Here is a 19,383-nt window from a genome sequence, read left to right as displayed (position 1 = left end):
TACGCGACTGATCACGTCTGATCGGCATGGGGGTGTTGATGTTAGACAGGGCGGGTTCTCACCGTGGCGTGGTCCGGTTCGGCACTAAGGCCGAGACTCTGTCCCGGCTGATGCCGAGACTGCGCGAGGCTGCGGTGCTGCCGCTGGTGTATTTCACCGTGGGCGAGTGGAAACGAGAATCCGCAGCTGTACGCAGAAAGATCCGCGGGTGTTCCTGGTCTGATGCGCCGCTGGTGGTACGGAGCAGCTCCCTGAGCGAAGACGGTGAGGGCGCTTCAAGTGCGGGGCGTTACGCCTCTTGCCTGGATGTGCACACCGACAAGGAGCTGACGCGGGCAATCGACACAGTCATCGCCTCGTTCGGAGAGCCAGATGACCAAGACCAGGTGCTGGTGCAGCCCCATCTGCCGGACGCCATAGCCAGTGGCGTGTGTTCCTCATGTGAACCGAGCACCGGTGCTCCTTACCGTCTGGTCAACTGGTCGGAGGGGGCCGATACCACTCTGGTGACCGCTGGGCAGCCGGGTGTTCGGTCGTGGTACTTCCTGCCGGACGAGGGCAGCCGCTGCCCCATGTGGTACCTGGCCGGCCTGCCACGCCTGGCTGCGGAACTCGAACACCTGCTGGGGGAGGCCCCATTCGAGTTCGAGTTCGCCGTACGGCAAGACGCCTCTCTTGTGCTATTTCAGGCCCGGCCGCTGGCCGCGCCAGCCATGGAACTGTCCAAGAGCCGGCATCGAGCGGCCGTGCACCAGTGCCAGCGGAAGTTCCGCGCCTTGTTACGGGATCAGCCTCCAGCAGTCGGGGCTGACACGTGCTTAGGGGTAATGCCTGACTGGAACCCGGCCGAAATGATCGGTCTGCGGCCCCGCCCGCTGGCGCTTTCGCTGTACCGGCGCCTGATCACCGACGACACCTGGGCAGAATCCCGTCACCGTTACGGGTACCGCGATGTACGGGGTGTTCCGCTCCTCGTCGACCTGAGCGGGCTGCCGTACATCGACATCAGGGCCAGCTTCTCCTCGCTGATGCCGCGGAACATGGAAGAGGAAGCGGCACACCGACTGATGAGGCACTACCTGGAGAGGCTCCGGGACCGGCCGCACCTGCACGACAAGGTCGAGTTCGACATCGTGCAGTCCTCATACGACTTCGCTTTGCCACGCGTCGCCGAATCCTGGGTTGCCGAAGGCGTCCTGTCCAGTCATCAGGCAACGGAGTTCGTTGACGCACTTCACTTCCTCACGGCCCAGATGATGGCGACGGACGGCCCCTACCGGCGCGACCTTCGTACAGCGCAGCAGCTTGCCCTGCGGCCCCTGGAGCCCGGTCCAGGAGTCAGCCCCCAGGAGCACTTCCGGTCCTTGCTCAGCTTGTGCCGTCGCGAAGGGGCGCTGCCCTTTGCGGGCATCGCCAGAGCGGCCTTCACGGCTACGCGCCTGGTGCGCAGTCTGGTCGAGCGGGGAGTGATGTCTGCGCAGGAAGCGGATGCGCTCCTGGGCAGCGCCGACACGGTGTCGAATCAGCTGCGCCGGGATTTCGCGACCGGTGACAGGAAGGCTTTTCTGCGCCGATACGGGCATCTTCGCCCTGGTACGTACGACATTCTCTCCCCCCGCTATGACGAGAGCGACGGGCAGTACTTCGACTGGTCGTCGCCCGCGAGCGCTGGGGCGGAAGAACCCGTGGAGTTCCACATGGACGCCGGGCGGGTGCGGGCTGTCGGGCAACTGCTGGCAGAGCACGGTATGCCCGCGTCAGCCGGAGACTTTCTGGACTTCGTACGCGGCAGCGTCGCCGGCCGCGAGTACGCCAAGCTGCAGTATTCACGTGTGGTGAGCGAGATCCTGACCCAGGCCCGGACGATCGGCGGGCGCCTGGGCTTTACTCCCGCTGACCTGTCATACGTACCCGTCGATGCGCTCGCCGCTTGCACCGGGGACAGGAGCGGGGACCACAGCCGCCTCGCGGCAGCCGTCGCCCAGGGCCGTGACGCTCACGAGGTGACGATGTCACTGCACGGGCCAGCACTGCTGTGCGGCCCGGAGGAGTTGGTGTCCTTCACCGGCCTGGATGTGGAGCCCAACTTCGTCGCCCACGCACGCGTCGTCGCACCAGTGGCCGACGTCGATGCCGGGGACCCGCTGGACGGCGCCATCGCCATGATCCCGGCCGCTGATCCGGGATACGACTGGATTTTCACGCACAACATCGCCGGGCTGGTCACCGCCTTTGGCGGCGCGAACTCCCACATGGCCATCCGTGCGCTGGAACTCGGGCTGCCCGCCGTCATTGGGGCAGGCGACATCCGCTTCCGGCAGTGGCTGGCAGCTGACTCCCTGGAGATCGACACGTCCAACCGGCTGGTACGGCCCGCGGTGCCGGTACGCAGCCGACGCAGCGCCCGACCACAGGAAGGAGCAGTGTGAGCAACCTCAGGACCAATCAGGCGGGCCCGGTCATCTGGCTCACCGGCTTATCAGGTGCCGGCAAGTCGACGGTGGCCGCCGAGCTGATCCGGCAACTGCAGAAAACGGGACGGCATCCGGTTCTCCTGGACGGGGATCAGATGCGCGAAGTCCTGGGAGCCACGGTGGCCTATGACAGTGACGCCCGCCGCGAACTCGGTCTGACATACGCCCGGATGTGCCGCCTGCTGTCCCAGCAGGGTCACACGGTGGTGTGCGCCACCATCTCCCTGCGTCATGAGATCCACACCTGGAACCGAGCCCACCTGCCCAATTATGTGGAAGTGCTTCTCGACGTGCCGCTGCACGAACTGCGGCACCGTGACCCGAAGGGCATCTATGCGGCCCCACGCGGTCATGCACAGACCGTCGGGATGGGCATCGACGCCCAGTTCCCTTTGCAGCCCGACCTGGTGATCACAAACCACGGACCGGCTTCACCCACCACCTCGGCCGCACAAATCCTCGACCTGTGTGCAAGCAAAGGAGTATGGACATGACGACGTGGGACTACACGCAGCTGGCCCCGACCTACTCCCTCCGCCCGCCTTACGCGACACGCGCTGTGGAGCGCATCGTCAAGGCCTGCGGCCGGACGCAACCGCGAGTGGCCGACATCGGAGCCGGCACAGGACACCTCACACTCGGCCTGGTGCCCTACGGATGCTCCGTCGACGCGGTGGAGCCCAACGACGCCATGCGTTCCATCGGGCAGGAACGCACCTCCGACCAGCCGTCCGTCCACTGGCGGAGCGGAACCGCCGAAAGCACCGGGCTTCCCCAGGGAGCCTACGATCTGGTGACGTTCGGCTCCTCGTTCAACACCACAGACACCACACGAGCCCTGGCCGAGGCCTCTCGCATCCTGACCGACCGCGGCTGGATGGCATGCATCTGGAATCACCGCCAGCTCGACGACCCCTTGCAGATGTCCATCGAGCAACTCATCCAGGAGCGCGTCCCGGACTACTCCTACGGTTCTCGCCGCGCCGACCAGGCACCGGTGATCGAGGCAAGCGGTCTGTTCTCCCCCGTGACAAAAATCGAGGAAGCCTTCGTCCATGACATGCCGGTCGAGGACTGGATAGCGGCCTGGCGCTCCCATGCCACCCTGCAGCGCCAGGCCGGAACTCTTTTCGACAGCGTCGTCAACGACATCGAGGGCCTGGTGCGAAGCAGGACCGACGACACCATCCGCATTCCCTACACGACCGTCGGCTGGATGGCGCCCCGCCGCGGCGCACACTGACCATGAGCCCTGAGCGCCGCTGGGTGCAGCCCATGACACCCGTGGGGCTCACCCAGCGAGTACTTCCACCGGATGCCCACGGTGAACGCCGTCTGGCGCTGGACATGCGCTGGAACGCTTTCCTCGCCGCCTGCGGCCTCCTGGCGGTGCCCCTCCCCCTGGAAGCGGACCTCGCCGACGCCACACTGCGACAAGCCGGCTGCACTGGCGTCATCCTCACCGGCGGGAACGACCTTCAAGCCTACGGCGGCGATGCCGGTGAACGTGACCAGCTCGAAGAGCACCTCATACGCCGGGCCGCCGATGAGGGAACACCGCTGCTCGGGGTATGCCGAGGCATGCTCATGCTCCTGCATGTCCACGGAGCCCGGCTCACCCGCGTGGAAGGACACGCGGGCACCCGGCACGAGTTGGTGGGCACGTACGCAGGGCGCACGGTGAACAGCTTCCACAACTGGGGGTGCGTCGAGGCGCCCCCCGCTTTGGAGGTAGTGGCGCGGGCGGGTGCGGTAGCTGAGGCGATCCAGCTGCCCGGCACCCGCATCGCCGGAGTGATGTGGCATCCCGAGCGCTCCGACACTCCCGATCCCGCCGACCTCACGCTGTTCGTCGAGATGTTCGGAAAGGATTGACCAACATGCCTCTCAACGCGGTCATTCTCTCGGCCGGCCGGGGCTCCCGGATGGGTGCTCGCACAGCGGACCGGCCCAAGTGCCTGATGGAGATCGGCGGCGCCCGCCTGCTCGACCGTCAGGTAGCAGCTCTCCGCGCAGCCTCGGTACATGACATCGCCGTGGTAACAGGCTGGCAGGCGCAGGCATTCGACGGGAGGGGCCTCACCCTCTTCCACAACGCCCGCTGGTCGACCTCAGACATGACGGACTCGCTGGCCTGCGCCGAAGACTGGCTGTGCGAGGGACCAACCATCGTGTGCTACGGCGACATCGTTTTCACCCCTGCCACGGTCAACGCCTTGGTCAGCCAGCCCGGGGACATCGTGCTCGCCTACGACCCGCACTGGTCAACCATGTGGTCCCAGCGATTCGCCGATCCACTCGAGGACGCGGAAACCTTCCGGCTGCGCGAGGACGCCACCGTCAGCGACATCGGCGGCCAGCCCGTCACGGTGGGAGAGGTCCAAGGCCAGTACATGGGCCTGTTCAAGACCGAACCAGCTGGTTGGCGCCGCATTCAAGCAGCACTCCGCACAGCTGACAGCACCGGCTCACGGCGCGACATGACCGCCATCCTTGCCGCCCTGATCACGCAACAGCACGCCCGCATCCCCGCCGTTGCCAACCAAGGCCCCTGGTACGAGTTCGACTCACCGACCGACCTCGAGCCAGGCACCGCGTCACTCGCTGAACTCGACCGGCTGCTGCACCTGGAAACACACGGCGCACACGGAACTTCCCCGTCACCGGCCCGCGGGCGTTCTTGAGCAGCCACCCCGCCCCGCCTTCTTCGTTCCACCCCGCAGGAGCCGTTTCGTGACAGCTGCCCCCTCGCCCCTCGCCCGTCTGCGCGTCCTCCTCGTCCCGGCTGTGCTCTCGGCCACCAACTTTCTCGCCGTGTTCGACGGCCTGGTCGTCACCGTCGCCCTGCCCGCCATTCAGCACGATTTCCACATCAGCCAACTCGACGCACAGTGGCTGATCACCGGCTACACACTGCCGCTGGCCGGCCTCCTGCTGTTCGGCGGCCGGTGCGGAGACCGGTTCGGACGCCGTCAGATCCTCACAGCCGGGCTGATCCTCTTCACGGTCGGTCTGGTCCTCGCGGGGCTGTCCTCCACACTGTGGCTCATCATCGTCGCGCGCGTACTGCAAGGAGCGGGCGCGGCCCTCGCGGTACCCAACTCCTTCGCCGTCATCAGCGCGATGCCCGACCCGCGCCGCCGTAACTGGCTGTTCTCGGCAGTCGCTGTCGCCGGTGGCCTGGGGGCAGCGGGCGGAGCCATCGCCGGCGGTCTGATCACCCAGGGGCTGGGATGGCGCTACGTCTTCCTTCTCACCGCCCCCGTAGCGGTCCTGGCAGCGCTGGCCGCCGCCAGGACCCTGGCCCCAGGAAAAGCGGCGGAGGGACCGGGCCGGCTCAACGCTGTCTCTGCGGCACTGGCCGTAGCAGGGCTGATGCTGCTGGTGTTCTCGATCACCAGCATCGAACGAACCGGGCCCGCGTCCTCCTCCACCCTCGTCTCCTTCGTCGCCTCAGCAGCGGCTCTGGCGGGCTACTGCGTGCACGAGCGGCGCAGCTCAGCACGCTTGGTACGGCCGCAACTCCTGCACGACCGGCAGTTCCGCACCGCTGTCATCGGCACACCTAGCCAAGTCCTGGCGTATGACGGAATGGTCTTCATCTGCCTGCTGTATCTCCAGCACGTACGGGGCTACGAGCCCCTGACAGCAGGCCTCGCCTTCAGCCCACTCGGCCTGGCCGTACTGCTGGGCTCACCAGTAGCCAACCGGCTGCTGCGTACATGGCGCTGGACCAGCGTGGTGCTGGGAGCTCAGGTCGTCTGTGCCATCGGGCTGACAATCCTGGCGGCGGCGCCTCGCGAGGGAGCGTACCTATTGTTCTTCCTGCCCAGCTTCATCCTGCTGGGCCTGGGCAGCACAGTGTCGGTCATCGCGTTCAACGCAGCGGCAGGAAAAACCGTCCTCCCGGAGGACCAAGGCGCTGCCTACGGCCTCTACGAGACGTCGAAATACCTTTCCACGGCTCTCGTCGTGGCTGTACTCGCGACCGTCTCCGCCGCTCGAATCCGGGCCGAAGCAGACACCCCCACCCCCTCCGCGTACGCAGCTGGTTATCAACTCACATTCACCATTGCGGCCATCGGGGCTCTTGCAGGCGGTCTGCTCACCGCATATCTGGGCCACCACAACCGCAAATCCGCCGACCGTACGAGCGAAAGGGTGGACGCGTGACGTCTGAAAATCTGCACGGATTACGTGACCGCATCAGCCCGCTCCACGAAGCCAACATCAGCGTGCTGGGCGACAGAGACGTTCCCATCGCCAGCTTCGGCGGCGCGGGACAGTCACTGCTCGGCAATGTACTTCTCGAACTCGGCCTCAACTATGCCGACGCTTACACCGAACGGCTCCTGCCAGACGGCACGAGCCAGCCGGCCGAGGAACACAACGAGTGGCGCCAACGCCTGGCTGCCAGCCACACAAAGGATTCCGAACAAGCACCGTCCTCCGGCCGCCGGCGCTGGCCACGGTTTGTGAAAACCCACCTGCCCCCCGAATATTTCACCAACCGCCCCCTGCTCGGAGCATGGGTACTCATACGCGACCCCCGGGACGCGCTCTACTCCCGCTACCGCTTCCGCGTCGAATACGCCCAGGACCCCGCAGATATCGCAGCTGGAAGCTTCGAAAACTGGCTCCGCCTGCCGGGACCAGCCGGCCTCAACCCAATAGACGACTGGAACCACTTCTACGACTCCTGGCTCGTCAACCCCTCAGGCAAGCCCTCGCATGCGGTTTCACGTTTCGAAGATTTGAAGGCGGAACCTTCGCAGACGCTCCGCCCAGCCCTCCAGGAATTTGAAATAACACCGAATCCTCGCGACATCCTGGCGGCATTCGAACGCAGCTCTTTCTCTGCCATGCGCACACACGAGGAACGCAACAGCGGATCAGGAACCAGCCACAGGCCGAAACAGCGAATCATGCGCAAAGGGAAGCCCGGTGAATGGCGCGAATGGATCACTCCGGAGTTGATGGAGCTATTCGCACCTACCCAAACAGTGGCTGGCCGATACGGCTACCGCATCACAGACACATAAGGGGCACGCGGCCTCTACGTCAGGCCATGAACCCGTCTCGGCTGACGAATACGCGACACCCCAATATGCGGTGTTCCGCTGCGGTGGGGGGCACACACGCTCGCGGCCCTCAACCGTGCTCCGGTCGCCGCTTGGTCAAAGCAGTACCGAAGACGCGGTCAACGGGCGTGCAGGGAGCGTAGCCGGTCGGCGATTTCGTAGACCGTGAGCCGCAGGGCGTGGATGTCCTTTACGTTGCGGGCCGGCAGCGGGCGCAGCGGCATTGGCTGTTCCAGGAGTTCGGGTTGGTCCGAGGGGATCAACCGGTGGTGTCGACGCCACCGTCCTCGGCCAGCTGGTGACCGCCAGGCAGAACGCTGTCCTCGACAGAGGAACAGCCGTGCCGTCAACTGCCGTGACATAGCTGCTGATCAGTGGCTGTTGCGCGGGCGGTAGACGCTGAGGTCGCCATAGGACGACAGAACGCGGGCCAAGTCACCGGGCGTAGCCACAGGGTGCTGTCCAAGAAGGCGGACGAGAGCCAGGGCACCGCCTGCCACATGCACGACGCGGAGCAGCCCCGAGTGGCCGATGCGTGACCGGTGAGTGACCGGCGAGTGACCGAGACGACAGTGCTCATCGGCAGCATGGAAATCGGCACTCAGCCGAGTCACCCCTCATGGGAAAGGACCCAACGTGGAAAAGGAACCCGTCATGGAAGACGTCTACCAGCTGACCGAGTCCTACGAGCCGCCGTCGCTGACGAAGGTCGGCAATTTCGCCGAGCTGACCCTCGGTCCTTGCTGCGGCGAAGCCGACAGCTTCGGGCACTTCTTCTTCTGACCATCGCGAGGAACACAGATGAGCGAGGAATGGTTCGCTGTCCTTCCGGACAGCGATGCAGCCCTCGCCGCCGAGCGGATGCTCCGGCCTCTGACTTCCTCGGTGGTCGACCACGCCTCCGGTAGGCCCTGGTTGATGGGTCACTGGAGGACGGGCACCGTGCTGGTCGCCGAGGCGGGAGCGTCGAAAGTTGCGGTGGTCGGACAGTGTCTGACCACCGCAACCACGCTTCGGATGGCCTTGGGCAAGATCCGCTCGGTGGACGAGGCCGAAACGGTGACCGACAAGGTGCCCGGCTGCTTCACCTTGGTCGCGTCCGTGAACGGGCGAGTCCGTGTACAAGGGACCCTGGCCGCAGTACGACGTGTGTTCCGGGCCCGAATCGGAGATGCGGTGGTGGCGGCGGACCGCGCGGAGGTCCTGGCTCACCTCGTCTCGGACGGCTGGGACGAGGCATGGGTGGCTCTGCGTCTGACCTTGCTCGCCCAGCCCTACCCATTTCAGGAGACGACGCCGTGGCGCGCGGTACGCGCTGTACCCGCAGACCACTGGCTGCGCCTGGATCCGGACGGAACTGCCGTCGAACGCCGGCGCTGGACCCCACCGGAAGCCGTTCTGCCCTTGCGCGAGGGTGCGGTGGTCTTGCGGGAAGCGCTGCTGTCCGCCGTAGAGGCACGCACATCGACCCACCGCACGGTAAGCACGGACCTATCGGGAGGGATGGACTCCACGAGCGTGGCGTTTCTGGCCACTCGTAGCCCTGTAGAGCTGGTGACCTACCGCTGGGCCGAACACGACTCCGGCAACGACGATGCCGAATACGCACAGCGAGCCGCTACCGCGCTGCCACACGCCCGCCACCAAGTGGACTCCCTCCAGGACGTGGCGCCCATGTTCGGCGGGCTGGCCCCAGGCGGGACAGCCGACCGTGAGGAACCTTTCGCCTGGGTCCGTAGCCGGGCCCGCATCGAGCATATCGCCCGCTCCATGGCCAGGGCTGGATCCCTCATGCACCTGACCGGACACGGCGGCGACGAACTCTTCCGTCCCGGTTACCGCCGTCTCCACGACCTGGTACGTCACTCCTGCGCCGAAGGCGTGCGACAAACGCGTGCCTATCGCGCCATGGCCCGCTGGCCCCTGCCCGCACTCTTACGGGAACTCACAGACAGCAGCGGTCCAGCACGGGAACTGGCCAGAGCCGCCCGAAGCCTGGAAAAACAGCCGCCTGCCGCACATGTGCCCTACCTGGGTTGGGGAGTGGCACCCCTCAGGATGCCGCCGTGGGCCACAAGGCACGCTCTCGCCGCCACGCGGGACCTCCTGCGCCGCACGGCAACCGGCCCCGTCACACCGCTGGCTCCCACCAGAGGGCAGCACGAAGCACTGCTCCTGGCCCGCATCGCCGGGGTGAACGTCGCACAGGCCGACCGAATCAGCACCGCTCACGGTGTGCACCTGGCTGCCCCCTACCTCGACGACGCGGTCCTGCACGCGGCCTTGGCCGTACGCCTGCAAGAGCGCGATACGCCATGGCATTTCAAACCACTGCTCGCGACAGCGATGCGCGGCCTCGTCCCCGGTCCGCTGCTGGACAGAACCACCAAGGGCAATTTCAACGCTGATTTCTATGTCGGTCTGCGCCGCCACCGGGCGGACATGGTCGCTCTCTTCGACGACAGCGAGCTGGCCCGACACAAGTTGATCGACCCTGCTGTCGTCCGAGGTGTGCTCCTGCAGCCGCATCCCACCACGACGCTCCTGGCCCGCATGGACGGCACGTTCGCGACTGAGATGTGGCTACGCGCCATCCGTGCTCCTAGAGCCGGACACATGGCGCCCCCTGCAACGACATGAGAACGGCATGGCCCTTCCCTGCTGGCACAGCGGCATCCGCAGACACATCAACCGCCCTGGGAGAAGATTTCGTTGAGCCACAACCTCACCCTGCCCAGTCACCCGCCGCTGCCCCTGCGCCAACGACCGGCAACACTGCTCGCCATCGCGATGGGCCGCCTGCTGGCGGCGCTTCCTCCGCAGCGCATCGTGCGGATCCTGCACCTCCTGCGGCGCGGCACTGAACCGGCCACCATGGCCCAAACCCTCGCCGCACGCACCGCGACGGTGACCCTCAGCCAGCGGTGCGCCAGTGACAGAGGCTGCCTGCAACGCTCCCTCGCCACCACCGTGCTGTGCCGCATGCGTGGCGTGTGGCCTACCTGGTGCACCGGAATCCGCACCAGGCCTTTCAGTGCACATGCCTGGGTGGCCGTCGAAGACACACCTGTCGGCGAACCGCACAGCGGCGACTATTACACACCGATACTGCTCGTGCCCCCCGGTCCGCCCCCTCGACCAAGGGGAGTGTGCCCTCGTGCTCCGGTCAAGCGGCGGGATGGGTGAGCCATGGCTGGCCCCGGCCCCTGCCGAGCCGCGCCGCGTCACAGCGACCCTTACCGGATCAACCTGTTCCTGCAGAGGACAGGCACGCCGCTCGTCGGCCGCGACGACGACCGTAGGGGTGATGGCCACCACCGAGGCGGACAGGACATGATGTGGCTGTCCCGCCATGTTGCAACGGCATGGTGTTGCCTGGCGCAGTCCGTCTCAGGCGTGGAGCGCTGCCACAAGGTTCTCGACCAGTTGGGTTTCCGCCCGCTTCATCGACTCCGTGGTCCGTGCCGCGTAGAGATCGTGTACGTCGATGCCCGGGACCTTCCGCACCGCGTCGCCCACGGCGTGGGCCGCGCACGAGTCCAGGACCACGCGGCCTGCGCGGCCCGACTGCCAGGTGTGCAGGTCGCTCTCGGCCATGGGCAGGGCCAGCGTCGTCACGACGACGAAGGCGTCGTCGGGGATCAGGCGCAGGTCCTGGAGCGTGACGACGTGCCGGTGGGCCGGTGAGTGGAAGGACAGGCAGTCGGCGGAGCCGAGCACCTCGGCCAGCGGGGCCCAGCGCGCGTCGCCCTCCGCCGTGGTCCGGGGCGTCGGCGTGTGGAAGAGGACCCGCATGCCAAGCGCGGCGGCGACGGTGCCGACGCGCTGGGCCACGGGTCCGTAGCCGATGAGCCCCAGGCGCCGCCCCGCCAACTCCCAAAGGGCAACAGGCCCGCCCCGCCCCGGTCGTCCACGGCGGGCGATGAGGAAGCGGCGGTTCTCTCTCTACCCCCCCCCCGGATTTCCGGCTGGGCCCAGAAAGTGGTGGGTGACCGGAAGATCCGCAAGAAGAAGGCCACTGCGGCCGCCCGGCTCCCGGTGCTGTAAACCGCCGCCCACACTCTCCCCGACGGACGGCTCGGGCTCCTTGAGGACGACGGGTTCACCCTGGACCAAATCGCCGTGCCCTAAGCCCTGTTGGCTTTGTTCACGAGAACCGACAGCACCTGTGCACGAGTTTGGGAGGCGTCGGCGGTACGTCGTGTTCGATGTTCATGAGAAACGACAGCGCCAGTGCACTCCGCCGTCACAGAGCCGCTGCTTGGAAAGTCGCGACGTCACCCCAAGTAGCTGTGCATCGTGTCTCCATGGCATCCGGTCGAGCGTCCGCGAAAACTCGTTGGCACGCCACGGCCGACCACTGTTAGCCTCCCGGAGGCCGTGCGAGAGATCGAGGAGGTGGTACCCGTGAACGCAGTATCGACATGGGTGCTCCCCTCCGGGGTCACGGTCGGGCGATAGGTCGTCCGGGAGTGCCGCTCTGAGCACTCCCGAAAGGCACGACCATGCGATTCACTTCTGAGCAACGCCTCGATGACGGCGTCCTCGAACGCGAATTCACCCTCGGTGAGATCCCCGGCATCCTGTGGACACCCGCATCGGCATCCGCACCGGCACCGCTGATCCTGCTCGGCCACCCTCCCCTCGGGCTGCGCAAGATGTACCCCCGGTTGGTGGCCCGGGCCCGGCACTGCGCGGCGGACGGCTTCGCCACAGCCACCGTCGAGCCCCCCGGAAGCGGCGACCGGCCCCGCCTGCCCGCCGCCGAGCAGGCCCGCGCCGACTTGCGCCGGGCGATCGAGGCCGGCGAGCCGGTCAGCGACGAGATCGTCGACGCACTCATCCTCCCGCTCGTGGAAAAGGCTGTCCCGGAATGGCAGGCCGCCCTGGATGCCCTCCTGTCGCTGCCCGAGATCGGCGGCCCGGTCGGGTACTCGGGGGGAGTGATCTCCATCGGCGTCCGGCTGGCGGTGGTCGAGCCTCGCATCGCGGCCGCCGTTCTGTTCGCCGGGAGTTTCATCCCTCGCGCCATGTTCGAGGAGGCCCGCCAGGTCACCATCCCGCTGCATGTCCTGCTGCAGTGGGACGACGAAGGCAACGACCGGCAGGCGGCCCTGGACCTGTTCGACGCCTTCGGCTCCAGGGAGAAGACCCTGCACGCCAATATGGGCGGGCACACCGGCGTCCCACAGTTCGCGGGGGACGCCGCGGGCCAGTTCTTGACCCGACATCTGAAGTGAGACCGGGCCGTCAGACCGGCGGCAGACGGTAGCTGGTGTCGGCCGGTATGCCGTTCAACGCGGACAGGGCCCGCGCTCCGCAGCTCTCTCCGTCGTGGGCCCCTGCTGAACTCTCAGGAGGGGCCCGTGCTGCCCAACGTCATGAACTGTTCGATTTCTGCAGAGCTTCGAGTGTTGCCCAAACTCGTGCACAGGTGCTGTCGGTTCTCGTGAACAAAGCCACCCTGTCTTCCGAACAGGTAGCTGAGTGCGCCGAGTTGCCAGTCGCCGCCGACTTGCTCGCTGAGGTCGACATCTCCGAAGGACGGGATGACCGCTCCGTCGGGGCGGTCGGGGGCCGGCTGGGCCGCGTACTGGCAGTGTGCCGCCGCCCAGGTGTCGTGACGGGCCACGGCCAGGGCTGCCGGGAGGTCCAGGTCGAGCACGGTGCTGCCCGGCAGCGCGGCGAGGTGCTCCGCCGTGCCCGTGGGGGCGTACAGGTGTCAGCCGGCCTGGGTGTGGACGCGGTGGATGAGCCGGGAGGCGAGAACGTTGCCCTGACCGGCCGCGGCCATCGCGGTGTCGTCCAGGACGATGTGCATGGCGTCGCTCACCGGGCGGCCGCCTGGGCCAGGCGGCGGTCCAGCTCGCTGTCGAGGTCCTGCTCCTCAGCGCGGGTGGGCGCGTAACCGTTCCACTCCTTCAGCGCGGTCCGGGCCTGCTCGGCCCGCGCGGCACGCTCGTCCGGGGTGAGGAGGGTTTCGGCGAGCCGGGCCAGGCAGGCGCGCAGCGACATGCCCTCCGCCGCTGCCAGGGCCGCGAGCCGGTCGCGGGCTTCCTCGGAGATGCGGACATCGGCATCAGACATCATCGGGCTCCCTCCAACATCGCCAGAGCACGGCCGGGCATGCGAGCCGTAACGGGCTTTCCAAGGCCGGTCGTCTCGGGGTGGTTGGCTCGCTGGTACCGCACGGCGTCCAGCGCGGAGGCGACCGAGGGCCTCGGGCGTCCTCGGTCGGCGATCGGGTGTGGATGGAAGGTGCGGCGCCGACCCAGGGCCGCAGCCGGGTGGCGATCCAGCACACCCGCACGTCGTCCTTTGCGAACCTCGCGGTGACGCGGGCTTCCTCGTCAGGCTGCCAGGCTGCGGCGTAGGCACTGTCCGACCGACATGCGCAGCGCCTTGAGGAAACGCTTCAGGGCCGTCGCCGACCGTCCGGGTGATCTCGTCCATGGGAGCGGGGTCCTCGGTGGCCACGTGCTGCTCCCGGGCAGGCACATTGGTGGAGGTCTTCACGCTCTGGGCGTCGATGACGAAGCTGGTCGGCTCCGGGCTGCGACCCTCGCCCTCGCGGACCCGGCGTCGCAAAAGCGCGTTGAGCTGCTCGAATATGCCGTCGCGCGCCCACCTGCCGAGGTAGCCGTAGACGGTGTTCCAGTGCGGATAGTCGTGCGGAAGGTAGCGCCAGGGGATGCCGGTGCGGGCCACGTAGAGGATGGCGTCGAGCAGATCGCGCAGGTTGCGCTGGGGTGGGGTGCCGATGTTGAGGCCGTGGCGGGCCTTGTCGTCCCGCCAGCTCGTCAACAACGGTTCCACCAGGGCCCATCGGGCATCGGAAAGGTCACTGGGACACCGTCGACGTTCGCTCATACGTCACAGAAGGCGGCAGCCGCCGGAGGCCCGGCAGGGCGCGCGACCACGAGTTTGAGGTATTCGGAGCGAACCGACGCCCCTTGGGATGAAACAGGAGCAGGTGGGACGCAACAACGACTTCGCCGCCCCTGCTGTCACCTCACCACCATGCCTCTCTCTCGCTTCATCAGTCACTCAACCCAAAGTGGGCCATAAGGTGGCATAAATGAGCTGAACGCCCTCTTATCGAAGCGGCGTTTGCATGCTCCGTCCTGGGTCGGATTACCACTCGATGAGCAGCATCCCGGCCGCGGCGCCGCTGGCGAGTCCGAACAGAGCCACCAGGTCGCCCCGGCGCAGCCTGGACTGCCGTGTCGCTTCGACCAGTTGCAGGGGCAGGCTGGCCGTGGCGACGTTGCCGTACTGCGGGAACGTATGGACGACTTTGTCCTTCGGGATGCCCAGGGCGTCGCGGATGGTGTGCGTGAAGGCCACGGACGGCTGGTGGACGCAGAACAGGCCGATGTCATCGATCGTGCGGCCCAGGGCGCGCAGGCCCTCGAACGCCGCGGTCTCCATGCCCTGGAAGGAACCGGCCAGCGCCGCGGAGTCGAAGCGCACGGTCATCGTGCCGGGGGCCGGTGCGAAGTACGGGTTGCTCACGGTGGCGGCCCGCCAGCCCGCGGAGTTGGCCCGGAAGTGACCGCCGAGCACCCCGGGGCGCTCCCCCGCCTCCATCAGGAGCGCCGCCCCGAGGTCGCCCAGGGTGCAGGCGGGCAGGAACTCGGCGAGGTCGTTGCCGCTTCGGCGTGGCTGGCGGGAAAGCAGGCTCCCCCGTTCCCCTGTGCAGATGAGGACCCGGCGGTACTGGCGCGTGCGGATCAGGGCATCGGCGATCTCCATGGCGTTGAGGAGGCCGTTGCAGGCGTTCTTCACGTCGAAGGCCGAGGCGGTGACGCCGATTTTGTCGGCCACGATATGGGCCGTGGCCGGTTCCTCCACGTCTTCGCTCGCCGAGGCGAAGATCAGCAGGTCGACGGTGTCCGGGAGCAGCCCGGCCTGGTCCAGGGCGCCGCGCCCGGCTGCCGCGGCCAGGTCCGAGGGCCAGGTGCCCGGCGGTGCGACGCGGCGCTGTTCGAAGCCGTACATCTGTCTGAGGAGGCCGGGCATCACTCGCGCGTCGGGGTCACGGACGCGCAGCAGTTCCTCGATGTCCTGGCCCGTTTGGTGGCCGGGGGGCACGTGCACGGCGACCTGGCTGACGGTGCTGTAGCACCCCGGCCGGGTGAGCGGAGGGGTCCGGGCGTGTGGAGGAAGGGAGGCGGCGGACATGTGCGGTCTCCTGTGCGGGAGGGAGGACGTGTCAGGCCCGCCAGGACCGCAACGCGAGTACGACGTTGTGGCCCCCGAAGCCGAAGGAGTGGCTGACGGCGGTGCGTACGTGTTGGCGGCGCGGCTCTTTGACGACGAGGTCGATGTCGAACTCCGGGGCGGGCGCCTGGAGGTTGGCCACGGGCGGCACCACGCGGTGCTGCATCGTCAGCACCGTGAGCGCCGCCTCGATGGCGCCCGCCGCCCCGAGGGTGTGACCCAGCGCGCCTTTGACGCTGGTGACGCTGGGGCGGTGCGGCAGGACACGGGCGATCAGCGCCGCCTCCGTGGCGTCGTTGAGCGGGGTGGAGGTGCCGTGGGCGTTGACGTGGTCGACGTCGTGCGGAGAGACGCCGGCTTCCGCCAGTGCCGCGCGCAACGCGGCTTCCGCGCCCCAGGCCCCTTCGGGGGGCGCGGTGGGGTGGTGGGCGTCGGACGTGCTGCCGCACCCGGCGAGCAGGGCGCGGGGGCGGGCGCCGCGGGCCACGGCGTCGTCGACGCGTTCCATGATCAGGACGCCCGCGCCCTCGGCCATCACGAAGCCGTCCCGGTCGGCCGCGAAGGGGCGCGAGGCTCCGCCGATGTCGTCGGTGCGCTCGGAGAGGGCGCCCATCCGCCAGAAGCCGGTGGTGCACAGCCGCCCGACGGCCGCCTCGGCGCCACCGGCCACGACGACGTCGCACAGGCCCGAGGCGAGCAGGTCGCGGGCGACGGCGAGGGCGGTGGCCCCGGAGGCGCAGGCCGTGGCGGGTGTCAGGCCGGCGCCGCGGGCGTCGAGGTCGATGGACACGCCACCCGACACCTGATTGGGGATGATCATGGGGATGGCCAGCGGGGAGACCATGTCGGGCCCGCGCTCGTGGAGCCGCGTCTGCTGCTCCTCCCACTTCTGTACGCCGCCCATGCCGCAGCCGATGACGGTCGCGACCCGGGTCCCGTCCCAGGCCCTCGGGTCAAGTCCCGCGTCGCTCACGGCTTCCCGGGCGGCGAGCACCGCGAGCTTCTCCGCGCGGCCCATCCGCCACGACTTGCGGCCGACCCTGTGGTCCAGCTCCCCGTCCGGCATCGGGACGCGGCAGGAGAAGTCGACGGGCAGACCGGCCAGGAGAGGGTCCCTGGCGGCGGCGGAGCGTCCGGCGCGGACGCCGTCCCAGGTGGTGTCCGCGTCGTCACCGGCCGGTGTGACCAGTCCGATTCCGGTGATGGCGACCGGGGCCTTGGCCGCGCCCATCAGGGTGCCACCGTGGCCGAGCGCAGCTCCTCCAGGTGGCGGGCCACTTCGGCGAGGGTGGTGGTCCGTACGGCGTGCTCGCTGTCGATCTTCACACCGAGCCGCTCCTCGAGGATGAGCGCGAACTCCGCCAGGGCCAGGGAGTCCAGTTCGAGCTGTTCGAGCGTGGCGCCGGGCACCACTTCGTCCTCGGGAGCACGGAAAGTGGAGGTGAGGGCGGTACGAATGACGTCGAAGGTGTTGATGGTGTCGTCCATGGGAGTGACCTCGCTCGGTTGTCGCTGGATCTGGTTGGGCTGGGTCGGGGTGCGGGGCGTTCCGTGTCGGCCGGCTCCTTCGGGGACAGTGCGCGCAGCAGGGGCGGCAGCCACCAGTTGAGGTGGCCGAACAACCGCATCAGGGTCGGTACGAGCACCACGCGGATCAGCGTGGCGTCGACCAGTACCGCCGTGGCCACCAGGAAGCCCAGATGCCGCAGGTCCTGGCGCTGAGTGGTCAGCAGCGCGGCGAAGACGGCGGCCATGGTGACCGCGGCGAGGGTGATGGGGCGCGCGGTCTCGGTGAGGCCGCGGACGACGGCGGCGCGGTGATCGCCGTGGGCGCGGTAGTACGCGGTGATGCGGTGGACGAGGAAGACCTCGTAGTCCAGGGACAGTCCGAACACGATGGTCAGGGCGAGCACCGGGACCACGATGTTCACGTGGTCGCCGGTGAGGTCCGTGAACCGGGCCAGGAGACCGAAGGCCGCCGCCGTGGCCAGCGCGTTCATCAGCAGGGCCTTGATCGGGATGAGCAGGCTGCGGAAGGCGACGAGCATCAGCAGCAGGGCGCCCGCGGCGCAGAACCCGCCGACGTGCCACAGCGCGGCGCGCAGGGTCGCGTGGAAGTCCGCCATGGCCGCGGCCGGTCCGGCCACGTGCACCGGCTGTCCGGCGGGCAGGGCGCGGGCCGCCGCCGACCGGATGTCGCGGACCAGGCGTGCGGAGCCGGCCGTGTCCACCGGCACCCGGTCGGAGACCACGGCCAGCGTCAGGTCGCGGCCGTTGTCCAGGGTGCTGACGGCGGTGACGCGGGGGTCGTCGTGGAGTACGGCGGCCAAGGGGCGGGTGTCCACCGGGCCTTGGCCGGCGCGGTGGGGCAGTGCCAGCAGGGTGGTGTTGGCCAGTCCGTTCCGTTCCAGCTGCTCCAGTCCGACGCCCGCCGTGCTGTGGGTGATGGCGGCGCGGTCGAGGTTGGGGGTCAGCAGCAGTCCGCCGACCGGTGCGATGGCGAGGGCGAGCACGGCGAGGGCCCCGGCCAGCCAGGGCCAGGGGTGGCGCATGAGGTGGACGGCCCACCGCTCCCAGCGGTCCGGTCGGGCGCATGCGTCCCTGTCTTCCGGGGCCGCCTTGGTGAACAGCGGGCGGGAGGGCGTACGCCGGTCCCACCGCAGCCGCGGTCCGAGGCGGGGCAGGACGACGGGCAGGACCGTCCATACGGTCGTCGCGGTCACCAGGGCGGTGAGCCCGGCTGCCAGGCCCATCGTGCGGACCATCTGCGACGGGATGACGTACAGGATCGCCGACGTCACGACGACCGCGCCGCCGCACCACAGCATGGCCCGGCCCGCGGTGGTCCGGGCGGCGGCGGCTGCTTCCCGGTGACCGGCTCCTGCCCGTACGAGGTCGCGGTGCCGGAGGACGAACAGCAAGGCGTAGTCGAGGCCCAGGCCGAAGCCGATCGTGGTGGCGACGGTGAGGGCCATGCTGTCCACCGGCCACAACAGGGCCAGGGCGCTGAGGAGTCCGGCGCTGAGCAGTGCGCACGTCCCCGCCGTCGCCGCTGTCAGCAGTGCCGCGCCGAGCGAGCGCAGCCCCAGCACGAGAAGCAGCAGCACGATGGGCGCCGTCACCAGCTCAAGGCGTCGCAGGTCGCGCAGGTCCGCCTGGTGCAGCTCGGCGAAGACGGGAGTCAGGCCCGTCACCGCCACGGAGACCCGGCCACCGGAGGCGGTGGCCGCCGTGCGCTCGGCCGTGGCGCGCCAGCGGGGCAGCAGTCGGCGACGGGTCTCGGCGTCCCCTTCCGTGCCCACCAGGGCGTGGGCCTGGCGGGGGTCCGCGCCGCGTGGCGGGGCGAGCGGTAGTGCCCTGCCGACGCCGTGAGCCTTGCCGACCGCCTCCAAGGTGGCGGCCACCGCCCGCCGGTAGGGCTGCTGGTCCGCCCGCAGCGAAGGGGAGTCGAAGGCGAGGAGCATCTGCTCGGAGCCGAGGCCGGGCATACGGTCGGCGATGAGCCGGGCCGCCTGGTCCGATGAGCTTCCCGGGACCTGCGGAGCGATGCCCCGCAGCCGCTCCTGCGCGGCCGGAACGGCCAGACAGGCACCCAGTGCGAACAC

General features: G+C 68.5%; 16 protein-coding genes and 3 pseudogenes. 11 read left to right on the top strand and 8 right to left on the bottom strand.

Features of this window, described 5'->3' with window-relative positions; all coding sequences use genetic code 11:
* Positions 1–26: 26 nt before the first annotated feature.
* From ACF062_RS21040 to ACF062_RS20995, 10 genes are all read left to right on the top strand, one after another.
* Entirely contained in the window at positions 27–2,429 is a 2,403-nt protein-coding gene (locus tag ACF062_RS21040) for a PEP/pyruvate-binding domain-containing protein (RefSeq protein WP_392140161.1), read from the top strand.
* Positions 2,426–2,968, top strand: a complete 543-nt coding sequence (locus tag ACF062_RS21035; RefSeq protein WP_392140159.1) for an adenylyl-sulfate kinase — start codon at positions 2,426–2,428, stop codon at positions 2,966–2,968. Before ACF062_RS21040 ends, ACF062_RS21035 begins: the two co-directional genes overlap by 4 nt.
* Positions 2,965–3,717, top strand: coding sequence for a class I SAM-dependent methyltransferase (locus ACF062_RS21030; protein ID WP_392140157.1), 753 nt, complete (start codon positions 2,965–2,967; stop codon positions 3,715–3,717). Before ACF062_RS21035 ends, ACF062_RS21030 begins: the two co-directional genes overlap by 4 nt.
* Before the next feature lie 41 nt (positions 3,718–3,758).
* Positions 3,759–4,349, top strand: a complete 591-nt coding sequence (locus ACF062_RS21025) for a gamma-glutamyl-gamma-aminobutyrate hydrolase family protein (protein WP_392140155.1) — start codon at positions 3,759–3,761, stop codon at positions 4,347–4,349.
* Positions 4,350–4,354: 5 nt separating this feature from the next.
* Positions 4,355–5,158, top strand: a complete 804-nt coding sequence (locus ACF062_RS21020) for an NTP transferase domain-containing protein (protein WP_392140153.1) — start codon at positions 4,355–4,357, stop codon at positions 5,156–5,158.
* A gap of 49 nt (positions 5,159–5,207) precedes the next feature.
* Positions 5,208–6,647, top strand: coding sequence for an MFS transporter (locus ACF062_RS21015; RefSeq protein ID WP_392140151.1), 1,440 nt, complete (start codon positions 5,208–5,210; stop codon positions 6,645–6,647).
* Entirely contained in the window at positions 6,644–7,516 is an 873-nt protein-coding gene (locus ACF062_RS21010) for a sulfotransferase domain-containing protein (RefSeq protein WP_392140149.1), read from the top strand. Before ACF062_RS21015 ends, ACF062_RS21010 begins: the two co-directional genes overlap by 4 nt.
* Before the next feature lie 675 nt (positions 7,517–8,191).
* Positions 8,192–8,338 carry a lasso RiPP family leader peptide-containing protein gene (locus tag ACF062_RS21005; protein ID WP_392140147.1) on the top strand — a complete coding sequence of 49 codons (147 nt, stop codon included), beginning with the start codon at positions 8,192–8,194 and terminating at the stop codon, positions 8,336–8,338.
* Between the two features lie 18 nt (positions 8,339–8,356).
* Positions 8,357–10,195 (top strand): asparagine synthase-related protein, encoded by a 1,839-nt coding sequence (locus ACF062_RS21000; RefSeq protein WP_392140145.1) that lies wholly within the window; start codon positions 8,357–8,359, stop codon positions 10,193–10,195.
* A 150-nt stretch (positions 10,196–10,345) separates the two neighbouring features.
* Entirely contained in the window at positions 10,346–10,741 is a 396-nt protein-coding gene (locus tag ACF062_RS20995) for a lasso peptide biosynthesis B2 protein (RefSeq protein ID WP_392140272.1), read from the top strand.
* Between the two features lie 204 nt (positions 10,742–10,945).
* On the opposite strand, the gene ACF062_RS20990 is transcribed toward ACF062_RS20995, so the two are convergent.
* Positions 10,946–11,428 (bottom strand): NAD(P)-dependent oxidoreductase, encoded by a 483-nt coding sequence (locus tag ACF062_RS20990; RefSeq protein ID WP_392140143.1) that lies wholly within the window; start codon positions 11,426–11,428, stop codon positions 10,946–10,948.
* A 632-nt stretch (positions 11,429–12,060) separates the two neighbouring features.
* Here ACF062_RS20990 and ACF062_RS20985 point away from each other — a divergent pair.
* Positions 12,061–12,795 carry a dienelactone hydrolase family protein gene (locus ACF062_RS20985; protein WP_392140141.1) on the top strand — a complete coding sequence of 245 codons (735 nt, stop codon included), beginning with the start codon at positions 12,061–12,063 and terminating at the stop codon, positions 12,793–12,795.
* A 308-nt stretch (positions 12,796–13,103) separates the two neighbouring features.
* On the opposite strand, the pseudogene ACF062_RS20980 reads toward ACF062_RS20985, so the two are convergent.
* The 7 genes and pseudogenes from ACF062_RS20980 to ACF062_RS20950 form a co-directional block, all read right to left on the bottom strand.
* Positions 13,104–13,376 (bottom strand): annotated as a pseudogene (locus tag ACF062_RS20980) (hypothetical protein); the annotation flags it as partial.
* A gap of 8 nt (positions 13,377–13,384) precedes the next feature.
* Positions 13,385–13,642, bottom strand: a complete 258-nt coding sequence (locus ACF062_RS20975) for a hypothetical protein (RefSeq protein WP_392140270.1) — start codon at positions 13,640–13,642, stop codon at positions 13,385–13,387.
* Positions 13,643–14,029: 387 nt separating this feature from the next.
* Positions 14,030–14,425, bottom strand: a pseudogene (locus tag ACF062_RS20970) (transposase); the annotation flags it as partial.
* Between the two features lie 264 nt (positions 14,426–14,689).
* Entirely contained in the window at positions 14,690–15,739 is a 1,050-nt protein-coding gene (locus ACF062_RS20965; protein WP_392140140.1) for a 3-oxoacyl-ACP synthase III family protein, read from the bottom strand.
* Between the two features lie 31 nt (positions 15,740–15,770).
* Positions 15,771–17,009, bottom strand: coding sequence for a beta-ketoacyl-[acyl-carrier-protein] synthase family protein (locus tag ACF062_RS20960; RefSeq protein ID WP_392140139.1), 1,239 nt, complete (start codon positions 17,007–17,009; stop codon positions 15,771–15,773).
* Positions 17,009–17,266 (bottom strand): acyl carrier protein, encoded by a 258-nt coding sequence (locus ACF062_RS20955; RefSeq protein ID WP_392140138.1) that lies wholly within the window; start codon positions 17,264–17,266, stop codon positions 17,009–17,011. The genes ACF062_RS20960 and ACF062_RS20955 overlap by 1 nt, the downstream gene beginning before the upstream one ends.
* Positions 17,267–17,382: 116 nt before the next feature.
* Positions 17,383–19,383: pseudogene (locus ACF062_RS20950) on the bottom strand (MMPL family transporter); the annotation flags it as partial.

It is taken from the genome of Streptomyces sp. NPDC015345 (assembly GCF_043078805.1).
Lineage (GTDB): Bacteria > Actinomycetota > Actinomycetes > Streptomycetales > Streptomycetaceae > Streptomyces.
This window is presented reverse-complemented; position numbering and strand designations above follow the sequence as displayed.